The sequence below is a fragment of the Chryseobacterium bernardetii genome, from assembly GCF_003815975.1.
GTDB classification, from domain to species: Bacteria; Bacteroidota; Bacteroidia; order Flavobacteriales; family Weeksellaceae; genus Chryseobacterium; species Chryseobacterium bernardetii.
Map to the genome: position 1 here is coordinate 851362 of NZ_CP033932.1, position 20921 is coordinate 872282.

17 protein-coding genes are annotated in these 20921 nt (G+C 37.1%); 8 read left to right on the forward strand and 9 right to left on the reverse strand.

All coding sequences use genetic code 11. The features are described from left to right. Nucleotides 1-168 precede the first annotated feature (168 nt). The 6 genes from EG339_RS03985 to EG339_RS04010 all read left to right on the forward strand — a co-directional run bounded on the left by EG339_RS03985 (nt 169) and on the right by EG339_RS04010 (nt 4252). Nucleotides 169-921, forward strand: a complete 753-nt coding sequence (locus tag EG339_RS03985; protein WP_123868962.1) for a polysaccharide deacetylase family protein — start codon at nt 169-171, stop codon at nt 919-921. Further along, the gene (locus EG339_RS03990) at nt 918-1544 is read left to right on the forward strand and encodes a LolA family protein (RefSeq protein ID WP_123868963.1); all 627 of its coding nucleotides are present in this window, start codon (nt 918-920) and stop codon (nt 1542-1544) included. Before EG339_RS03985 ends, EG339_RS03990 begins: the two co-directional genes overlap by 4 nt. After that, nucleotides 1510-2145: a hypothetical protein gene (locus EG339_RS03995; RefSeq protein ID WP_123868964.1), complete on the forward strand. Its 636-nt coding sequence runs from the start codon at nt 1510-1512 to the stop codon at nt 2143-2145. The genes EG339_RS03990 and EG339_RS03995 overlap by 35 nt, the downstream gene beginning before the upstream one ends. 76 nt (nt 2146-2221) lie before the next feature. Continuing rightward, the gene (locus EG339_RS04000; protein ID WP_123868965.1) at nt 2222-2602 is read left to right on the forward strand and encodes a 3-hydroxyacyl-ACP dehydratase; all 381 of its coding nucleotides are present in this window, start codon (nt 2222-2224) and stop codon (nt 2600-2602) included. After that, on the forward strand, nt 2599-3075 hold the full coding sequence (locus EG339_RS04005; protein ID WP_123868966.1) for a hypothetical protein: 477 nt from the start codon (nt 2599-2601) through the stop codon (nt 3073-3075). Before EG339_RS04000 ends, EG339_RS04005 begins: the two co-directional genes overlap by 4 nt. Nucleotides 3076-3079: 4 nt before the next feature. Next, nucleotides 3080-4252, forward strand: a complete 1173-nt coding sequence (locus EG339_RS04010) for a DUF2062 domain-containing protein (RefSeq protein WP_123868967.1) — start codon at nt 3080-3082, stop codon at nt 4250-4252. Between the two features lie 29 nt (nt 4253-4281). On the opposite strand, the gene EG339_RS04015 is transcribed toward EG339_RS04010, so the two are convergent. From EG339_RS04015 to EG339_RS04045, 7 genes are all read right to left on the reverse strand, one after another. Next, nucleotides 4282-5958 (reverse strand): C45 family autoproteolytic acyltransferase/hydolase, encoded by a 1677-nt coding sequence (locus tag EG339_RS04015; protein WP_185147678.1) that lies wholly within the window; start codon nt 5956-5958, stop codon nt 4282-4284. Nucleotides 5959-5984: 26 nt separating this feature from the next. Further along, nucleotides 5985-7502, reverse strand: coding sequence for a phytoene desaturase family protein (locus EG339_RS04020; RefSeq protein WP_123868968.1), 1518 nt, complete (start codon nt 7500-7502; stop codon nt 5985-5987). Between the two features lie 173 nt (nt 7503-7675). Then, nucleotides 7676-8560: an LpxL/LpxP family acyltransferase gene (locus tag EG339_RS04025; protein WP_123868969.1), complete on the reverse strand. Its 885-nt coding sequence runs from the start codon at nt 8558-8560 to the stop codon at nt 7676-7678. Between the two features lie 106 nt (nt 8561-8666). Continuing rightward, nucleotides 8667-8921: an acyl carrier protein gene (locus EG339_RS04030; protein WP_047377388.1), complete on the reverse strand. Its 255-nt coding sequence runs from the start codon at nt 8919-8921 to the stop codon at nt 8667-8669. Nucleotides 8922-8925: 4 nt separating this feature from the next. Continuing rightward, a complete protein-coding gene (locus EG339_RS04035; protein ID WP_123868970.1) occupies nt 8926-10146 on the reverse strand; it encodes a beta-ketoacyl-[acyl-carrier-protein] synthase family protein in 1221 nt (406 codons plus the stop codon). A 95-nt stretch (nt 10147-10241) separates the two neighbouring features. After that, nucleotides 10242-10973: a 3-oxoacyl-ACP reductase FabG gene (fabG, locus tag EG339_RS04040; RefSeq protein ID WP_123868971.1), complete on the reverse strand. Its 732-nt coding sequence runs from the start codon at nt 10971-10973 to the stop codon at nt 10242-10244. A gap of 70 nt (nt 10974-11043) precedes the next feature. Then, on the reverse strand, nt 11044-12564 hold the full coding sequence (locus EG339_RS04045; protein ID WP_185147664.1) for an HAL/PAL/TAL family ammonia-lyase: 1521 nt from the start codon (nt 12562-12564) through the stop codon (nt 11044-11046). Between the two features lie 98 nt (nt 12565-12662). Here EG339_RS04045 and EG339_RS04050 point away from each other — a divergent pair, with 98 nt between their 5' ends. Then, entirely contained in the window at nt 12663-13910 is a 1248-nt protein-coding gene (locus EG339_RS04050) for an NAD(P)/FAD-dependent oxidoreductase (RefSeq protein WP_123868973.1), read from the forward strand. Nucleotides 13911-13968: 58 nt separating this feature from the next. Here the strand turns inward: EG339_RS04050 and EG339_RS04055 are convergent, their stop codons facing one another. Both EG339_RS04055 and EG339_RS24695 read right to left on the reverse strand, forming a co-directional pair. Then, on the reverse strand, nt 13969-15261 hold the full coding sequence (locus EG339_RS04055; protein WP_123868974.1) for a phenylacetate--CoA ligase family protein: 1293 nt from the start codon (nt 15259-15261) through the stop codon (nt 13969-13971). Nucleotides 15262-15346: 85 nt separating this feature from the next. Next, entirely contained in the window at nt 15347-17035 is a 1689-nt protein-coding gene (locus EG339_RS24695; protein ID WP_123868975.1) for a M23 family metallopeptidase, read from the reverse strand. A 443-nt stretch (nt 17036-17478) separates the two neighbouring features. Here EG339_RS24695 and ileS point away from each other — a divergent pair, with 443 nt between their 5' ends. Further along, nucleotides 17479-20874 (forward strand): isoleucine--tRNA ligase, encoded by a 3396-nt coding sequence (gene ileS / locus EG339_RS04065; protein WP_123868976.1) that lies wholly within the window; start codon nt 17479-17481, stop codon nt 20872-20874. Nucleotides 20875-20921: the final 47 nt, after the last annotated feature.

The window sequence follows — 20921 nt, forward strand, 5'->3', positions numbered from 1 at the left end:
GCGTAATTCTGTCATTCAGAGCGAAACGAAGTGGAAGCGTGGAATCTCAACATAGATAATTTGAATGTATTGGTTTAGACTCTTACAGAGTGACAAAAAGAGTGTTAAGAATATCTCAAAATCATATAAAGTAAGAAAACAGTCATCTAAAAACTCAAAAAAGCAATCATGAGACACTATTCATTCATCCTGTTTTATCTCTTCTGTAACGTTTTCATCTATGCGTTTCAGGGAAGTTTTTGGGTGTATATTGCATGTTTCCTTGCTTTTTCTGCAGTAGTGGTTTGGGGATCATTTGCTATTGAACTGGGATATTTTGTTAACAGTATTACCCATAAAAGAACCAGAATTAAAGAGGTAGCCCTTACTTTTGATGATGGTCCAACGGAATTTACGCCTAAGTTTTTAGACTTACTCAAAGAGCATGAAATAAAAGCCACTTTTTTCTGCATCGGAAAGCAGATTGAAAAATACCCTGAAACCTTTCAAAGGATCATTGCCGAGGGGCATACTATAGGAAATCATACCTTTTCACATTCCAATTCAACAGGTTTTTTATCAACGTTAAAAATGATGGCAGAGATAGAGAGCTGTGATGAAGTAATGAAGAATGTTGGCAATATACAAACCAACCTGTACAGGCCGCCGTTCGGTGTTACCAATCCAAGTATTGCCAAAGCGATCAAAAGGACTCATAAAACGAGCATCGGCTGGAACGTCCGTTCTCTGGACACGATTATTGATGATGAAAAGAAAATCTACCGGAGAGTAACGAAAGGATTAAAGAAAGGGAGCATCATTCTTCTTCATGATACTTCAGAAAAAACGTATCGTGTGCTGGCAGATTTATTAGTATTTTTGGCAGATAAAAAATACTCAACTTTTACAGTTGATTCCATTACAAATTCAAGAAAAAAATGATTAAAAATATTGCTTTCGGAGCATTTCTACTGATATCCGGATTATTTTTTGCCCAAAACACAGCCATGTCCGGGGCAGAAGCTAAAGCATTTGTATCCAAGGTTTCTGCAGACACCAAAGAGATCAAAACGCTGCAGAGTGATTTCACCCAGACCAAAAAAATGGACTTCCTGGATAAAAGCATTGTTACCTACGGGAAAATGTCTTTACAGACACCTAATATGCTGAGCTGGAAATACACCAAGCCTTATCAGTACAGCATTGTTTTTAAAAGCAACAAGATTTACATCAATGACCAGGGGAAAAAATCTTCTGTAGATGCCAAAAGCAAAACTTTTGAAAAGATCAATAAACTCATTGTAGGAAGCTCCAACGGAACTATGTTCAACGATCCCGAATTTACAGTAACTTATTTCAAAAACGGAAATTACAATGTGGCTAAATTTGTTCCGAAAACTTCACAGCTTTTAAAATATATCAAGCAGATTGAGCTTTATTTCCCTAAAAGCCAATCTACCGTTTCCCAGGTAAATATGACTGAAGCTTCAGGTGATACAACTAACATTGTTTTTAAAAATACAAAGATCAATGCTTCCATTCCTGCGTCAGAATTTACTTTATAGCCTGATTTTAATATTGGCTGTTTCCTGTAAGTCCTATCAGCTTACTGGTGTGAAGCCAGTTCTGGCAGAAGAAAAGACAGTTGAAAACCTGTATTTTTCATCTGCTGAAGATTATGTGTATAAATGCCAGATAGATATTTATAAAAATCATGTAAGCGGTATTCTGATCATTAAAAAACTGAATGAAACAACGCATCGTGTAGCATTAACCTCTGATTTCGGGAATAAACTGATTGATTTTGAGATCTCAGACCAGGATTTTAAGCTTAATTATGTACTGCCGGATCTGGATAAGAAAATTGTCATTAATTTTCTGAAAAACGATTTCCAGCAGCTGTTGAAAAGACAATATCCGGTAAGTGAAAGTTTTGAAAATGACCATTCAAAAATCTACCTCTCCAGAATTGACAATAAAAGCTACTACCTGTTCTTCAACAAAGAAAATAATCTGTTGAAACAGATCATTTACACGAAAAACAATAAGGAAAAGATCGATTTTACTTTTGATGCAAAAAAGCATATCTTCGCAGACAGCTTAAACTTACAACATAAGGATTTTAAGATCAATATAAAACTATTTCAAATAACCGAAACAGAATGATTTCCAATATAAAAGCGAGTAGTATCGTTTTTCAAAACGGAGTTTATCATACCTTTTAATCTTAAAAAATAAGATCATGCAGACCATTCTTACAGATTTTTATACTTTAACATCATACGAAAAGGCAGAAAACGGAAGCTTTACTGCTCATATTCATTTGAATAAAGATCATGACATTTTCAAGGGACATTTTCCCGGAAACCCGGTAACTCCCGGAGTTTGCATGATGCAGATCATTAAGGAGCTAACAGAAGAGTTTACAGGTTCAAAATTATTTTTAAAAACAGCTTCTAACGTAAAATTCATGGCCATTATCAATCCTTTTGAGACTCCTGACCTGAAACTTCAGCTGGATATTACAGAAGATGGAGAGGATGTTAAAGTAAAAAATTCAACCTCTTTTGGCGAGACTATTGCATTAAAACTGTCTGTAAGCTATAAAAAAATAATGTCATGAAACTTATTTTATCCTTCGTAGCGGCATTCTTATTTTTCTTTCAGTCTGATCTTGAAGCACTGAGAAACAGCTATGCCAAGGCTAATGATTCAAGCACCAACACCTCAAATTTTATTGAAGTTGCAGAAAGGCAATCAGGTTCTGATCCGGTAACTTTAGGGTATAAAGCAGCTGCTAAAATTATGGAAGCCAAAGTATCTAAAGGGAACAGGAAAGCACTGGTAAAAACAGGAGCAACCCACCTTGAAGGAATTATTAAAAGCAATCCTAATAATGCAGAATTACGTCTGATAAGGCTAAGTGTACAGGAAAACATTCCTAAAATTGTCGGATACAGAGGAAGCTTAAAGGATGACAAAACATTTCTTCTGAACAATTACAGCAAACAGAATTCGGCCTTAAAAAACTATATTAAAAGGTTCGCCATGCAGTCTAAAACGATTACCGAGGCTGAAAGAGCCACTTTAAAATAAAAACATGTCCCTTGCTGAAGTACAAAATGCAATTTCCGAAAGGAAGATCTGTATTTTAATACCTACCTATAATAATGAAAAGACCCTGAAAAGGGTAATTGACGGTGTTTTAGATTACACCGAAAGTATTATTGTGGTGAATGATGGTTCCACCGATTCCACCGCTCAGATTCTTAGCCAATATCCTCAGATTACCGTAATCTCCTTACCTGAGAACAAAGGAAAGGGAAACGGGCTTAAAACAGGCTTTAGAAAAGCAAAAGAATTGGGTTATGACCACGCTATCACCATTGATTCTGACGGGCAGCATTATCCGGACGACATCCCCGTATTCGTAGAAGCGCTTCTTCAGGAAGATGAAGATGTGCTTTTGATTGGAAACAGAAACATGTCCCAGGATGGGATTCCAAAGAAAAGCAGTTTTGGAAACCGGTTTTCCAATTTCTGGTTCTGGTTTGAAACCGGAATAAAGCTGGAAGATACACAGTCCGGGTACAGATTGTATCCTTTGCACAAAATTCCAAAGAAATATTTTACTCCTAAGTTTGAATTTGAAATCGAGATCATCGTAAGAACTGCCTGGAGGCATGTTCCCGTAAAGAATGTTCCTGTTAAGGTTCTGTATGATCCTGCAGAGCGTGTTTCTCACTTCAGACCGTTTAAGGATTTTACCCGGATCAGTATTCTGAATACAATCCTGGTAACCATTACCCTGTTCTACATTATTCCGAGGAACTTCGTGAATAATTTCAAAAAAAAAAGCTTTAAAAGATTCATAAAGGAAGATGTCCTGGAAAGCGATGGAAGCAACCGTACAAAAGCTTTTTCCATTGCACTTGGAGTCTTTATAGGACTTTCTCCTTTTTGGGGATTCCAGACTTTGCTTGTGATCAGCTTATCTGTACTTTTCAAGCTGAATAAAGTGCTGGCATTTGTAGCTTCCAATGTAAGCTTACCCCCTTTTATTCCTTTTATTATTGCAGCATCCTTATTTCTTGGGGCGCCGTTTGTACATGGAGACAGTAATTTACTCAGCCAGGATATTAATTTTGATCTGATTAAGAATAATCTGCTTCAATATGTAATCGGAAGTTTCATCCTAAGCACTGCATTATCTTCCATTGCCGGAATCAGTACATTTCTTTTTCTGAATAAGTTAAATCCTGAGAATAATTAACTGAAAAAAGCCCAGTAGCACTTCGATGCTTATTTAGTAATCTTTTTATTGGTTTTATCAAGATACTTTTCAACCGCTTTCCGATCCGGGATGGTAGTTATTTCCTTAGTAAGCGCTTTTTCAAACTCTGCTTTTGCCTTGGAATATTCTTTTTTGTGATAATAATATTTTCCACTCAAAAAATATATTTTCCAGAAATCAGGATTCAAAGACTGATAATAAGGAATGGCATCATCTGTTAATGTAATATCCTTATACTCTGTAGCATCAATAACTTTTTTTCCAAGCCTTCTGGATGTCTCATAATTTTCAAATTCTTCAGAATCAGCAAAAGGATCACGAGGAATATTTAATTGTGATTTAGAAATATCATTAGTTTTCAATACTTTCCCTGAAAAAATTTCATTAAGATCATAACATACAAACTCTCCCAGCTGATAAGGATTCGAAGAAACCCAAACCAGTTTTTTTTCGGGTGAAAATATAACCGCATGGTGAGCCAATAACTGGTTTAAAGCTTTTTCATTTCCATACCCTATGCTTTTATCCTTTAAACCGGATCTGTTCCTTAAAACAGAAGCCATTTTCTCCGGAGTGAGCTTTTTTTCATCCTGTAAGAGTTCCTGAAGTTTTTCATAACGGTATTCCGAATGACTTTCTTTAATCTGTTTCTGATTTCTTTTATCATCTTTATATGCATCAGACTGAAAATGATTGGTACAAAGCACTTTGCTGGTATTCTGAACCCTGTACACACCGAAGTTTTTCGGCGAAACTTCAATAATTACAGCATTTCTATCATGAGCACTTCCCACTAAGATGGATTCTGAAACAAAAACATTTCTTTTTTTAGCAATGGCAATAGCTTCATCTATGGTTTTAGCATACTGCAGAATTTCCCTTGTTACCAAAGAAATAGGTGTTTTTGCAGTTAAGGGAATTCTTGATTTCCCGGCATTGATGGTTACTGTGATTCCTTCTTTATTCATCCCGGAAACTACGCCTATCATTCCCGGCCAGCTTACAGACATATAGGGAATCCCATCTTCCGGTTCCACAAATTCAACCAGTTTATTCTGAGCAAACTCATCTCCTACATAGAAATCAAAGTTTCTTCCGATCAGCATATCACCGTCTTCCGTATTATCATTCCACACAGCCAGGGAAGTACAGCCTACCATAGCCAGGTCCTGCATGGCATGCCCAATATCATGAGCACCATGTAAATATAGGTTCCTCAGATATTTTGATGCTATAAAATCATACTGATCAGACGAATATTGAGAGAGACCAAATAGTTCTGCCTGATAATCTTCCCTTACATTCAGATACATTTTACGGTTGTACCATTTTAAGAAGGTATTTAAGAGCTTCTGTTTAAACTTTGAAGGAACAAAGCTTTCCACTTTGGAGAAAAAGATCCCTTCCTGCTTCTGCATCAGGTCCTGAGTTAATGCTCCGTTATTATAGCCTAACTGCAAAGGATTTCCTTTAATGTAAAGTTCCCAGAGCTGTTGTTTATTTTTAGTAAGAAAATTCTGATTATAGGTGAATGTGCTGTCATTGATCTTGTTAACCTTAGGAATTTCCAAAGTATATTGCTGTACATCTGGAAGATGATGAACAGATTTAGATACTCCGCACGCGCTCAGGAGGCAGGAAAAAAAGAAATACAGAAGAAGCCTTTTATAGAACAGGTTATGGATCTTAGTTTTTTTCACGGTTGTTTTTATTAGGTCATTGAGTCCAAGCGGCTGTCAATAGTTTCTTTTCCCAGAATTTCAGCACAGGTATTGAATGCTCCTATCGTTACTCCTAAAATTCCATGCATATTTACGGATTGGCCTGTGAGAAACAGGTTATCAATTTTTGTACGGGGAGAAACCATGGTTTTAAGAGGATTGTCTGAGTTTTTCATATAACCATACATATTTCCTTCAAAACTTCCAATATAATCGCGGTAAGATAATGGTGAAGAAGTATATATACGTTTAATCGCATGCTTTAAGCCCGGAATTCTCTTTTCAAGAGCATCAATCATTTTTTCAGTCTTTTCCATCTTGAATTTTTCATACTGTACTCCTCTTTCATGCTCATCTGCAACGGTATTGACTGTATTTTCCCACTGTTTTACCTCATCAAAATCCATATAAGAAATAGCCGTAAAACTTTCTGCAAACTCAGGATGGTGCTTTGAGGGCATAGATGAAAGCATATAAGTCTCCGGCCATGCTTCTTTTTTGTAACGGTAAGCATTCCAGACTTGATCTTCAGAGGAATAATGGTAAATATTGTAATTAAAGTTGGGCAAACAATTAGGTTTTAAAACAATATAAACACTGAAACATGATGAAACCGGCTTCCAGCTTAAAACCCTGTTCAGGAAAGACTTTTTCAGTCTGTCCTCTCCTATCAGTTTAATGGTAGAACGGATTTCAACATTGGAAATAAACTGCTTGGCAGCATATTCTTTTCCTGATTTTGTTTTTACAGAAGCCAGGGTATTATTTTCATTAAAAATGAATTCGGAGACTTCTGAATGTTTATGCACTTCAGCTCCATACTGACGAAGTTTTCTAATCAACAGCTTTGATATCTGACTTCCGCCTTTTACACATTTATAAGCACTCTGTATGTAAGAGTTCACCGTTAAGGCATGCACATAGAAAGGAACATTCTCGGAATCTCCTGCGTACAGGAAATTCGAACCTAATAAAACTGCCTGAAGGGTTTTATTCTGAGTAACGGATTCAATAAACCTCCTGGTATTCAAATGCAGGATTTCTTCGTTGTAGCTCTCCTTGCCTACGACATGATACCTCGGAAACTGGCTGCACACATACTGAATTTCTTCACAGTAATTTTCAAGATTGTCTCTTTCTTCAGGAAAATAGGCAGATAACTGTTCTACAAAGTTTTCATAGCCCTGAGCGTGTGGATATTCAATATTTTCATCATCAAAGGAAATTCTGTCGTATCCGTCTTCATCCATCTTGTGAAGTTCCAGCTCATCCATAATCTCCAGATAAGAGAAAAAGCGGTTAAGGTTCTGGCCTTTTGAAAGCCCTCCCAAATAATGCACTCCGGTATCAAAAATGAGTTTATCTCTTGAAAAAGTCTGCAGATTTCCGCCATACTGGTTATTTTTCTCCAGTACACAAACCTTCAGGCCTTCTTTCGCTAAAACAAGAGCCGAGACAAGGCCTCCCAATCCGCTGCCGATTACAAGTATGTCATATTCTTTTTTCAAAGGAGAATGTGCTTTTTTAATTAAGAGATTGGGAATTTAAGAAATTTGGATATTATTTTGTGATTACTGTATGGTAAATCCTATTTGAGTAATATCTTTTTGAATTTCAGCTTCTCCGGATTCCTTAATGGTTTTGAGTTTTTATTAGCTTTTACGGAATAAAAATAGAAAAATTAATCAATATAATCCCAAAAATCAAAATAATTAAACCATTGAAGCGGATATTTTTTGATCATGGTTTCAAGATTCTGCACATAAGACTGTAAAAGTCCCTGAGAATCCCTGTTTTTAATATTCTGAGCTACTCTGGCATACAAATGATAATGAAGGTTTTTCTCCTTCATTACATAAACATATACCACAGGTACTCCTAAACGGGATGCAATAAGAAACGGGCCTGCCGGGAATTTTGCACTTTTCCCTAATAAATCAGCTTCCAGAAATTTCGAGCCTTCAAAATAGCGGTCCCCGGTAAAGCAAATAAGCTCGTTATTAGATAAAGCCTGATTGATCTCAAAGATATGCGACATATCTTCTTTCACATAAATGAATTTGATATTGCTCTTTTTTACAGAAACACTTTCCAGATATTCCTTGATGACGGTAACTTCCTGATCTGTAGTAACCAGATTGATCTGACAGTCGAAATCAATATCTGCAAAGAAATGTTCTGCCACTTCAAAGTTACCGATGTGGGCACTGATGAGAACACCTCCTTTCTTGGCTGCCAAAAGATTTCTCAGGTTTTCAATACCGTCAAATTCATAGGTATATTTTTCTCTCAATCCGGCGGAAATGGCGGTCTTATCGATCAGAACCTGCCCAAAAGTAAAATAACTTTTAAAAATAGAGCGCTTGGCCTTCCAATAACCGAGATTCAGTCTTTTATGGAAATAATATAGAATATACTGGTTGCTTTTTTTCTGAAACAAAACATAATAAGCTGCTACAAAGTACAATACAAAATATGAACATCTGATCCCGATATTTCTAATACACCAGACGAATATCCTGTACCCCAGTACCGTCCCTTTAGATTTACCTTTCCACTTGTTCATAAATGCAGTTTACCAGTATAAAAGTGTACCAATGTAACAATATCCGTGAGTATCCTCTTCTATTATTACATTGGTACATTGTAAGGAATATAGATTTACTTAATAACTATGCGTTTTTCTCAGCGATCTTATTTTCAATCGTTGTATAGAAATCATCAAATGTTACCATTTTCTTGAAGTCTGCTTCTCCTAATTTCACTCCGAAATTGGATTCTATAACTACGACCATGTCAATATAATCTAAGCTGTCCAGTCCCAGTGTATTTTTAAGGTTGGCATCATTACTGATTTCATCTCCGTCAACTTCAAATTCGTTAACCAGAAAATCATTAACAATAGCAACAATTTTTTCCCTTTCCATGTTTTTAATCAAATTTTTTAACTATTAGTGCAGAATTGGTTCCCCCGAACCCAAAAGAATTCGACAAAAATACATCAATTTTTTGATTTTTTGTTTCAAACACCAAATTTATCTTTTTAGCCTCATTATCAGGATTTTCCAGATTAATATTGGGGGCTATAAAATCATTCTGCATCATCAGAATAGAGTAAATAACTTCACTTGCACCGGCCATCCAGCACTCATGTCCAGTCATAGACTTCGTAGAACTTACCGGAACTTCACTCCCAAAAATCTCATAGATAGCCTTGGCTTCATTGGCATCTCCAATTGGAGTTGAAGTGGCGTGGGCATTGATATAATCGATATCTGAGGCTTTTAAACCAGATTGCTTCAGGGCTCTGTCCATTGCTAAAGCCGGTCCATCTACATTAGGAGTGGAAATATGCCCGCCGTTAGACGAGAAACCATATCCTATGATTTCAGCAATAATGTGGGCTCCTCTTCTTTGTGCAGATTCCAGACTTTCAACAATTAAAGAAGCGGCACCCCCACTCGGGATCAACCCGTCTCTATCAGCATCAAAAGGTCTTGATGCTTTTGTAGGTTCATCTTCCCTTGCTGAAAAAACGCCTAACCCGTCAAAGCTGGCCATAGAGTATTTATTGGTTTCCTGAGCGCCGCCGCAGATAATCATATCCTGAAATCCGTTCTTAATCATCATATAAGCAAGCCCCAGAGAGTGCGAACCACTTGCGCAGGCAGCACTTATAGTAAGGTTGATCCCTTTCAGTTTAAAGATGGTAGAAAGGTTCATCGTTACTGTTGAATTCATTGATTTAAAGATTGCTCCTGATCCCATCAATGTAGTATCTTTCTTTTCCCTTGCAATGTCAATAGATTCTACTACTGCCTGGGAAACACTGTCGTTTCCATATAAAATCCCAACTTCATGGGTATCTAAAAAGGTTTCATCCAGATTAGCCTGTTTCAGAGCATCAATGGTAGCAAGATAAGCATACTCACTTTCTTCGCCCATACTTACACGCTGGCGTCTGTTCAAAAGGTTTTTTAAATCAGGTTTCGGAACTGTTCCCGTAAGTCCTGATCTGAAACCGAATGCTTTTCTATCCTGATCTAAGACAATGCCGGATTTTCCTTGATATAGGGATTCCCTGACCTCTTCTAAAGACGTCCCGATGCAGGAATAAATTCCCATTCCGGTAATTACAACCCTATTTTCCATGTGTTCATATTGAATTTAACAATGTATCAGTCTGGCAATGTAACAATATTTTACTGAAATTGGTACGCTGGTACATTGGTATATTGTTAGATTATTTATGAGTAAATTCCACCGTTGATATTAATGACTTCTCCTGTAATGTATGAAGACTTTCTGGAAGCCAGAAACGCTACAAGGTCTGCCACTTCCTCTGCTTCCCCGAATCTGTTGGCTGGAATCATTGCCTTCAGTTCATCTTCATTGAATTCCTGTGTCATATCGGTTTTAATAAACCCTGGAGCCACTGCATTTACGGTAACATTTCTCTTCGCAACCTCCTGAGCAAGAGCTTTGGTTGCACCTACTAACGCTCCTTTAGCTGCTGAATAATTGGTTTGGCCTGCTGTTCCCTTTACTCCGGATACTGAAACCATATTGATGATTCTTCCGTATTTATTACGGAGCAGTTTCTGAATAAAGAAATTAGTTACATTGAAGAAACCATCTAAGCTGGTATTGATTACATTATTCCAGTCTTCTTTCTGCATCCACATAAACAGGCCATCTCTTGTAATCCCGGCATTGTTAACAATAACTTCTACCACAGCTTCAGGATTATTTTCCTGCCATGCTGTTAATACCTCCTTTACTTCTTCGGTATTTCCTACATCAAACTTAAGAATTTCTCCTGTAGCCCCCAATTCTTCTACCTTAGCCAAAGTTTCCTTTGCTGCAGCTTCATTGGAAGTGTAGTTAATGAGTATATGGTAGTTCTTCTCTTCCGCCAGTTTTATACAGATTGCCCTCCCGATTCCTCTGGAGCCTCCTGTTACAATTGCACATTTCATGCGTTAGTGTTTATTTAGTTTTAGTTTTTAAAGTTACCTAGTTTTAAAGACAATTCATTTCAGCCAATACTTACATTGCCTTTAAATATTTTTTTACTTCTTCCAGATAAGGATACATCACCATATCATCTGAGAATGCAGGAATTATTTTTCTGATTGCACCGTACAATTCTTTGGTAGACGATGAAACCTCATTCTGGAAACCAAGATATTCAATCGCCTGAACGATAGTAATAGCTTCAATCGCCAATACTTCGAAAGCATTTTCAATCACCTTTCTGCAGATTACCGCGGCATTGGTTCCCATGCTTACGATATCCTGATTATCATTATTATTCGGAATACTGTGAACATACATAGGATTAGACAGCATCTGGCTTTCCGCTGTAGTGGAAGTTGCTGTAAACTGCACTCCCTGCATCCCGAAATTGAAACCTAATTTACCTAAATTTACAAAAGGAGGCAAAATTTCGTTGATTTTAGCATTTAAAAGATAGTTAAGCTGTCTTTCTGCAAGCATCGTAAGTTTCGTTACCACAATTTTTAACTTATCCATTTCCAGAGAGATATAGTCTCCGTGGAAATTTCCTCCGTGGTAAACGTGTTGATCTTCTACATTGATAATTGGATTATCATTCGCAGAGTTGATCTCATTTTCAAGAACTTTCTCTGTATATTCCAATGTATCTAATACCGGACCTAGAATCTGTGGTACACATCTCAAAGAATAATATTCCTGTACTTTTTCCTTGAATACTTTTTCCTGTTCTTCAAAGTGAGTATAAAGATGGTCTGCTCTTTTTCTGATCAGTTTACTGTCAGCAAGATGTTCACGCATTCTTTCTGCTACTTTCTGCTGACCGTAGTGTCTTTTTGTTCCGTTTAATGCTTCTGATAAATGATCATCATAAGCCTGAACAATTTCATTGATGGCACAGGAAAGTTTAATGGAAATATCTGTTAACTGATTCGCTTTATAAGCATTAACAATTCCAATTCCTGACATTACTGAAGTTCCGTTCATTAAGGCAAGCCCTTCACGAATTTCTACCTTTATCGGGTCTAATCCTTCTGTTTCAAAAACGTCTTTGGTAGACTTTCTTTCTCCTTTATAGAACACTTCTCCTTCTCCAATCAGTACCAGGGCTAAATGGGCTAACTGAACAAGATCACCGCTTGCTCCTACTCCTCCATGTTCGAAAATCAATGGAATAATATCCCTGTTGATAAGTTCCTGAAGAAGGTGAATAACAGACTCATGTACTCCTGAATTCCCTAAGGACAGGGTATTCATTCTCGCTAACATACAAGCTTTCACTTCTTCAGCAGGCAATGGATTTCCAATGCCTGAAGAGTGGCTCCGGATCAGATTATACTGAAGCTGGTGTGTGTCTTCATCACTGATCTTGAATTGCGCCATAGGCCCAAAACCGGTGTTCACACCATATATTACTTTATTTTTTGAAAATTCCTTTAAAAACTGAAAACTTGTATTCACTCTTGATAAAAGCGATTCATCCAGTTCTATTTTTTCATTCTCAATGATAATTTTTTGAAAGTCTTTCAGTTCTAAAAAGTTATTTATTTTCATCAATTAAAAGTAATAGTTGATAATTTTGTAAAATATTAATTATTTGTCACTAATTTTGCGGCAAAGATAAAAGTTATTATTAAAATAAAAAATCAAAGATGAGCAAAGAATTTGTTGACGTTCTTGTAATCGGAGCCGGACCCTCCGGATGCGTATCTTCTTCGTACTTAAAGAACAATAACGTCAGCGTAAAAGTTGTTGAAAAGACAAAATTCCCAAGACTGGTAGTCGGTGAAAGCTTAATTCCAAGGGTAATGGACCACTTTGAGGAGGCTGGTCTTTTCCCTGCATTGGATAAAATGGGCTTTGAGAAAAAACTGGGTGCACGTTTCCTTCGCGGTGACGAGGTCTGCATTTTTGATTTCAGCAATAAATTCGGAGAAGGCTGGGACTGGACCTGGCAGGTTCCAAGAGCTGATTTTGATAATACCCTGGCTCAGGAAGTCATCAATAAAGGAGTTGATCTTGAATTTGAAACAGAAGTTATTGACATCAAATTTAACGGAACAGATTCTATCACAACTGTAAAAACAAAAGACGGAGAAACAAAAGAGATCCACGCAAAGTTCGTAATTGATTCAAGTGGGTACGGAAGAGTGTTACCTCGTCTTTTAGATCTTGAAAAACCTTCAAAATTATCTCCACACTCTGCTATCTTTTCTCATGTAAAGGATATTAACAGAGAACCAGGTGAGGAAGGAACTTTAATTTCTTTTGATATTATTGAAACCGAAGTATGGCTTTGGGTAATTCCTTTTTCTAACGGAAATACAAGTTTAGGAATTGTAGGCCCAACTGAATATATTGATAAATTATCGGAGAACGGAGATACTGCCGAGGCTTTGAGAAAAGCAATTTCCCTTTCAGATTATTATGTAAAGCGTTTTGGTGATATAGAATTTCTTTTTGAACCAAGACATCTTAAAGATTATTCATGTTCTGTAAAAAGTCTTTTCGGAGATGGATTTGCCTTAACTGGTAACGCTTCAGAATTCCTTGATCCTGTTTTTTCTTCAGGAATGGCTTTCGCTACAGAATCAGGGATGGTTGCCGCTAAGTTGGCATTAAGACAGCTGAATGGTGAGAAAATCAACTGGCAAACGGAATACACCGATTATATTTTATATGGTGTAGATGTTTTCACCACCTACGTAAAAGAATGGTACACAGGAAATCTTCAGGAATTATTTTTCCACCAACCGGAAAACCCCGATGTGAAGAAAAAGATCTGCGCTGTATTGGCCGGATATGTCTGGAATAAGGATAATCCTTTTGTAAAAAAACATGATACGGTGATTAAGAATCTTGCCAACCTCATCAAGTTAGAAAAAGAACAACAGCAATAAAACAAAAGACTGCAATGAGCAGTCTTTTTTATATATTTTTACTTCTGAACAATTCAGATTATCTCAGATCTATAAATGTAATCGGCTTTCGGCTATTCGGATTGAAAACGGTTTTAGACAGGATATTAAAATCAATGATCTCAATTTTCGGGCTTACTCTTAATTTTGCACGGAAATGATCTCTTACTTCATTTACGAAATTTTCATGTTCCTGATCTGTACTTAATTTGATGATAATCTCATCCAGTCCGATCTCATTAGCCTGAATTACGATCTGATAGCAAAGAATATTGTTAAAATCATTCAGAATATCATTCATTGCAGGCGGATACAGTGTAGTTCCTTTATATTTGATCATCTGCTGCTTTCTTCCGATCACAGGGCCTAATCTCATGGTATTTCTCCCACATTGACAAGGTTCGTAATGGGCTTTTACAATATCCCCGGTTTTAAACCTCAGCAAAGGGATTGCCTCTACTCCCAAAGTTGTAATCGTAAGTTCACCACTTTCGCCTTCTTTAACAATATTTCCTTCATCGTCCAGAATTTCTGTGATGATAAGTTCAGGATGATGGTGCCCACCGATCTGGAATTCACATTCTGTGAAAGCTGTACTCATTTCTGTAGAAGCATACGTGGAAAAGAGCTTAATATCCCATTTTTCTTTGATCTTCTGCGAAAGGATATTATCTGTAAAATCCTGATTTTTGATGCTCTCTCCGATGCAAACCGCTCCATAAACACTTGAATTTTTATAATCCAGGCCATGCTTTTCAGCATAATCGATCATCTTCAGTAAAAATGAAGGTACTGTAATCAGGTATTTTGGTTTGTATCTGAAAATAGAATCCCACTGCAGTTCAGGTATCCCAGGTCCCATTCGTACAACACTCGCACCCATTTTTCTTAATCCTAAAAAATAAGCGAGTCCTGCCATGAAACGTTTATCAATCGTAGTAATCATCTGCACTACATCACCTTTCTGAATTCCGGCACAGGCAAAAGATATCGCTTCATTGTATGCAAGCCTTTCAAGATCTCCATCTGACAAACCAAAGGTTACCGGATCTCCCAGCGTTCCGGAAGTAGTACTATAATCTACAATTTTATCTGGTGAAATACAGAAAAAGTCATGATTATGCTGCTGCAGATCATTTTTTGTAGTTGTAGGAATCTTTTGGAGATCTTCCAATGTACGGATCTCTCCAACATTGATATTTTTTTCCTTAAAAAGTCTCTGATAAAAAGGTGAATTCTCTTCAAGATAAGCCAGCAGCTGTTGAAGTTTTTCTTCCTGAAACGCCTTTATTTCCTGAGTACTTGATTTTTCGATGAACGGATGAAATTCCAATGATTTTAATTTTTAATGGACAAATTTATTTAAAATTAAAAGATTGAAACAGTAAAAGATCAAAAGATTATACATTCCCAATCATTTATCTCTGGAATGTAAAGGTCTGTATATTGGTATTTCCTGCACTATTAATGGTGGTTACTTTTAAACTATGCAAACCTGAACTTTTTGGACATTTCTCATCAAAAATATATACAAAATCGTTTTTCACACGGGCAAACCGCAGCCATTTCCCATCAAGTTCTGCCCGGAAGAAAACTATATCACCTACTTTTGTGCTTCCTTTTAACCTTAAGAAACCGCCACTGACAATAGCTCCCTCTTTCCAGTCTGAAGAAACTGATGGTAAACTATTATCCAATATCAAATCTGCCGTACCCAATCTGTTGAACTGTGATTCTGCCTGATCGCCGTTCCATTTTGCTTTTACAGCATCCTTATCAGTTCCATAGTTAAACAAAACCACTACTTTATCTTTTTCTTCTTTGGAAAGCTTCCTGTTGGGTTTTATTTTCAAAGTATAATAATCATGAACAGGAAGATACGGATTCTGTAAAACAATAGTATTGGAAACTGCATTTCCATCCGTGCTGCTTTTTTCATACATATCGAAATTTACAGCATCATATAATGCACTTTTACTGAAACTGATTGCTGCATTTTCAGTAGTAAGCGTTTTTCCTTCATTAGGTAAAATTGTCTTTCCTGATGATGCAATTCCGCTTCCTGCATTACTCAACTGAACTTTGGTGGTTAACCTGCTGGTGTTTCCTTTTACGTCCTTTAAAACAATTTCAATATTGTGAATGTCTTCATCCTGAAGGTTGATAATTCCAGACAGATCAGGAACACTGTAATTTTGTAATTTCATCCCCGGTAATGAAGATAAGTGCTGAATTGCTACTTTGTCCCTGCTGAATTTAGTATAATCTATACAGCCATTCAGGTAACGGGTATCATCATAGCTCACTTTATCAATACTGAAACCATAAATCAGTTTCCCATCCATCAATATTTCTGCTTTATAAATTCCAAGATTAAAGCCCTGATTGGCTTTATCTACAGCTTTTATTCCAAAACTTATCAAGGGAGAATTCACTCTGACAACATCTGCGGTATAGGCATTTCCTACTTTTTTAACGGCAATTCCGTTCGCCCCCGGTTCATAGGTACTGAATCTGCGGTCATACCAATACAGTCCGCTGATAATAGGTGCTACAGAATCCGGGATATTAAATCCAAACAGCAGAGGGTTAAGACATTCTTCTGTTTTTGTATCCCTGATCTCAAAATGCAAATGAGGGCCTGCTGAACCTCCTGTATTTCCGCTCAAAGCTATAAGCTGACCTTTGGCAACCGGAAACTGCCCTTGTTGAAATGTAATATCCTGTTCCCATTTTTCGTCTTTATACTGCTTCTCTTTTACATATTCATCAAGCTTATCGAAATACTTATTCAAATGGGCATATACTGTTGTAAAACCATTTGGATGGGTGATATATATGGCATTCCCAAAACCATAACGTTCCACTTTTACTCTGCTTACGTAGCCATCTGCGGCAGCTACAACCGATAAATTCTCCTGGCTGTTGGTCCTCAAATCCAATCCCATGTGAAAATGATTGGTTCTTACCGCACCAAAATTGGCAGCCAGCTGCATAGGAATATTCAGAGGATTACGGAAATAATTTTGGGGATAGTTATTTTGGGCTTGTGTGATGATTGTACAGATACAACAGATAGCAGCCATCAGTTTGGAGAAAGTTTTCATACAGCATTTGGGTTTAGTTCTACGGAAATATATCAGATTTCAAGCAATGATCGTGCTATAGTGCTCTAGCTTGGTTTATTTTCCCACAGATGACACGGATTTTCACAGATGATGATGATGGTCAATCTGCGAAATCTGCCTGATTTGCGAGAGATTATATTTAGGTTTTGGCTAAAGCCAATGGATCATGTTTTATTTTTTCGCGGACTAAAGCCCGCTTCTATTGAATTTAACCTAATTGAAAAAAGCCCGGAAAGCTGACAAAAGGGTCTAAAATATTCACTCATTCGCTCTTCATTATTCACTTTTACCACTTCTTTTCATTTATATTTCTGAAATTGAAGTTTTTAATATAAATTACCTACAGAAAACATATCTTATAAACCGACAAAATTCACTAAATTTGCAGACTTAATTAATCAACGAATATTGAGATATTTACAATGAGCCAATTTAAAGAATACAAAAACCTCAACCTTATTGACGTAGCAGAGAATGTAGCGGAATTTTGGAAACAAAATAAAACTTTCAATAAGAGTGTTGAGATTCGTCAGGGAAATCCTGAGTTTGTTTTTTATGAAGGTCCGCCTTCAGCAAACGGTATGCCTGGAATTCACCACGTAATGGCAAGAGCATTGAAGGATATTTTCTGCCGTTACCAGACTCAAAACGGGAAACAGGTTTTCCGTAAAGCAGGCTGGGATACGCATGGTCTTCCTGTGGAACTGGGTGTAGAAAAAGAATTAGGAATTACAAAAGAAGATATTGGCAAAAAAATCTCTATTGAAGATTATAATAAAGCTTGTCGTGAAGCTGTAATGCGTTATACTGATGTATGGAATAACCTTACAGAGAAAATCGGATATTGGGTAGACCTTGATGATCCGTATATTACGTACAAGTCAAAATATATGGAAACTGTTTGGTGGCTGTTGAAGCAGTTATATGACAAAAGTTTGTTGTATAAAGGATACACAATTCAGCCTTACTCTCCAAAAGCAGGAACAGGACTTTCTTCACACGAGCTGAACCAGCCTGGAACATATCGTGATGTTTCAGACACTACGGTTGTAGCCCAGTTTAAAGTAAAGAAAGATTCTTCTGCTTTATTCAATGATGTTGACGGAGATGTACATATCCTTGCATGGACAACGACACCTTGGACGTTGCCATCCAACACTGCCCTTACAGTAGGTAGAGATATTGAATATGTTTTGGTTAAAACATTCAACCAATATACATTTGAGCCGGTAACCGTTGTATTATCCAGCGTTCTTTTACCTAAAGTATTCGGTAAGAAATATGCTGAAGGTACAGATGAGGATTTTGCCAACTATACTCCGGAAACGAAAGTAATTCCGTTCAGAATTTTAAAAGAATTCACAGGAGAAAAACTTGTTGATACAAGATATGAGCAGTTAGTTCCTTGGTTTACACCAAATGATAATCCTGAAAATGCTTTCAGAGTGATCTTAGGTGATTTCGTAACGACTGAGGATGGTACAGGTATCGTGCACACGGCTCCAACTTTTGGTGCTGATGATGCGAGAGTTGCTAAAATGGCCCAGCCTGAGATCCCACCAATGTTGGTAAAGGATGATAACGATAATCTTGTTCCTTTGGTAGATTTACAGGGTAAATTTATCCAGGGAGAGAATGTACCTGAAGTTTTCTCAGGAAAATATATCAAGAACGAATATTACGATGAAGGAACAGCGCCTGAGAAATCATGGGATGTAGAACTTGCGATCCTGTTGAAAACGGAGAACAAGGCCTTCAAAGTAGAGAAATATGTCCACTCTTATCCACACTGCTGGAGAACTGACAAGCCGGTACTATACTATCCGTTGGATTCATGGTTTGTGAAGATGACTGCAGTAAAAGACAGATTGGTTAATCTGAACAAAGAAATCAACTGGAAGCCAAAAGCTACCGGAGAAGGACGTTTTGCCAACTGGCTGGAAAATGTAAACGACTGGAACTTGTCCCGTTCAAGATACTGGGGTATCCCGTTGCCAATCTGGAGAACAGATGACCTGAAAGAAGAAAAGATCATCGGTTCTGTAGAAGAGCTTTATAACGAGATTGAAAAATCAATTGCTGCAGGATTCATGACTGAAAATCCTTTCAAAGGTTTTGAAGTAGGAAATATGTCTGAATCTAACTACGAGTTGGTTGACCTTCACAAAAACGTAGTGGATAAAGTAGTATTGGTTTCAGATTCAGGAAAAGCAATGAAGCGTGAAAGTGACTTGATAGATGTTTGGTTTGATTCAGGTTCTATGCCGTATGCTCAATTGCACTATCCTTTTGAAAATAAAGACTTAATCGACAACAATAAAGCATTCCCTGCTGACTTCATTGCAGAAGGTGTTGACCAGACCCGTGGATGGTTCTATACGCTTCACGCGATCGGAACAGCCGTTTTTGATTCTGTTGCTTATAAAAATGTAATGAGTAACGGTCTTGTTCTGGATAAAAACGGACAGAAAATGTCAAAACGTTTAGGAAATGCAGTAGATCCGTTTGAAACGCTTTCTGTTTACGGGCCGGATGCTACCCGTTGGTATATGATCTCAAATGCAAACCCTTGGGAGAACCTGAAGTTTGATATTGAAGGAATTGATGAAGTAAGACGAAAGTTCTTCGGAACTCTTTATAATACGTATTCATTCTTTGCATTATATGCGAATGTCGACAGATTCAACTATTCAGAAAAAGAAGTGGAAAACCGTCCTGAAATCGACAGATGGATTCTTTCTGAACTGAACCTTCTGATCAAAGAGGTAAAAGCATTCTATGAAGATTACGAACCTACAAGAGTAGCAAGAGCCATCAGCACATTTGTGAATGATAACCTGAGTAACTGGTATGTAAGATTATGCAGAAGACGTTTCTGGAAAGGAGATTATTCTGATGATAAGATCTCAGCTTACCAGACTTTATATACCTGCCTTGAAGTAGTAGCTAAATTGTCTGCTCCTATTGCCCCATTCTTTATGGATCAGTTGTATCAGGATTTAAATAAAGTAACAGGAAAAGAAAACTGTGAATCTGTACACCTTACAGACTTCCCGGTTGCTGATGAAAGTTTAATTGATCAGGATCTGGTTGAAAAAACACACCTGGCTCAGAACATCACGAGTATGGTTTTCTCTTTAAGAAAGAAAGAGAATGTGAAAGTTCGTCAGCCGTTACAGAAAGTGTTGATTCCTGTATTGGATGCTAAAACAGAAGAGCAGATTCTTGCTGTTGCAGATCTTATCAAGCAGGAAGTAAATGTGAAAGAGCTACAGTTAATAAACGCTGAAGAAGCATCACACTTAATTGTAAAACAGATAAAGCCAAACTTCAAAGCTCTAGGACCTAAATTAGGAAAAGACATGAAGGCGGTGGGTGCTGAGATTAGCAATCTTTCCACAGAACAGATTTCCGCTCTTGAAAAAGAAGGAAAACTGGATGTTCAGGGCTACGAGATCACCCTTGATGATGTGGAAATCTCTACAAAAGATATCCCTGGGTGGACTGTAACTTCAGATGGTAAAACAACTGTGGCATTAGATTTGACGTTAACCGATGAGTTAAAATCTGAAGGAATCGCAAGGGAATTCATCAATAGAATTCAGAACCTGAGAAAAGAGAAAGATTTCGAACTTACAGACAGAATTAATATCTTCATTGAAGAGAACTCACCGTTCCTTGAAGATATTAAGAAAAATGAGGAATATATTTCTTCCGAAGTCTTGTCAAGTAAAATAGAAATTGTATCTTCACTTTCAAATTTTAGCGAAATCGAAATAGATGAGGTTAATTTTAAGATAAATATTGAAAAAAATTAACATGTAGTTATTGTATTTCAAATTCCATTTCATAATTTTATTAAAAA

Coding starts and splice junctions, on each gene's coding strand:
- EG339_RS04005 (WP_123868966.1), top strand. CDS start 2,599: ATGAAACTTATTTTATCCTTCGTAGCGGCATTCTTATTTTTCTTTCAG.
- EG339_RS04035 (WP_123868970.1), bottom strand. CDS start 10,146: ATGGAAAATAGGGTTGTAATTACCGGAATGGGAATTTATTCCTGCATC.
- EG339_RS03995 (WP_123868964.1), top strand. CDS start 1,510: ATGCTTCCATTCCTGCGTCAGAATTTACTTTATAGCCTGATTTTAATA.
- fabG (WP_123868971.1), bottom strand. CDS start 10,973: ATGAAATGTGCAATTGTAACAGGAGGCTCCAGAGGAATCGGGAGGGCA.
- EG339_RS04010 (WP_123868967.1), top strand. CDS start 3,080: ATGTCCCTTGCTGAAGTACAAAATGCAATTTCCGAAAGGAAGATCTGT.
- EG339_RS04050 (WP_123868973.1), top strand. CDS start 12,663: ATGAGCAAAGAATTTGTTGACGTTCTTGTAATCGGAGCCGGACCCTCC.
- EG339_RS03990 (WP_123868963.1), top strand. CDS start 918: ATGATTAAAAATATTGCTTTCGGAGCATTTCTACTGATATCCGGATTA.
- EG339_RS04045 (WP_185147664.1), bottom strand. CDS start 12,564: ATGAAAATAAATAACTTTTTAGAACTGAAAGACTTTCAAAAAATTATC.
- EG339_RS04000 (WP_123868965.1), top strand. CDS start 2,222: ATGCAGACCATTCTTACAGATTTTTATACTTTAACATCATACGAAAAG.
- EG339_RS24695 (WP_123868975.1), bottom strand. CDS start 17,035: ATGAAAACTTTCTCCAAACTGATGGCTGCTATCTGTTGTATCTGTACA.
- EG339_RS04025 (WP_123868969.1), bottom strand. CDS start 8,560: ATGAACAAGTGGAAAGGTAAATCTAAAGGGACGGTACTGGGGTACAGG.
- ileS (WP_123868976.1), top strand. CDS start 17,479: ATGAGCCAATTTAAAGAATACAAAAACCTCAACCTTATTGACGTAGCA.
- EG339_RS03985 (WP_123868962.1), top strand. CDS start 169: ATGAGACACTATTCATTCATCCTGTTTTATCTCTTCTGTAACGTTTTC.
- EG339_RS04030 (WP_047377388.1), bottom strand. CDS start 8,921: ATGGAAAGGGAAAAAATTGTTGCTATTGTTAATGATTTTCTGGTTAAC.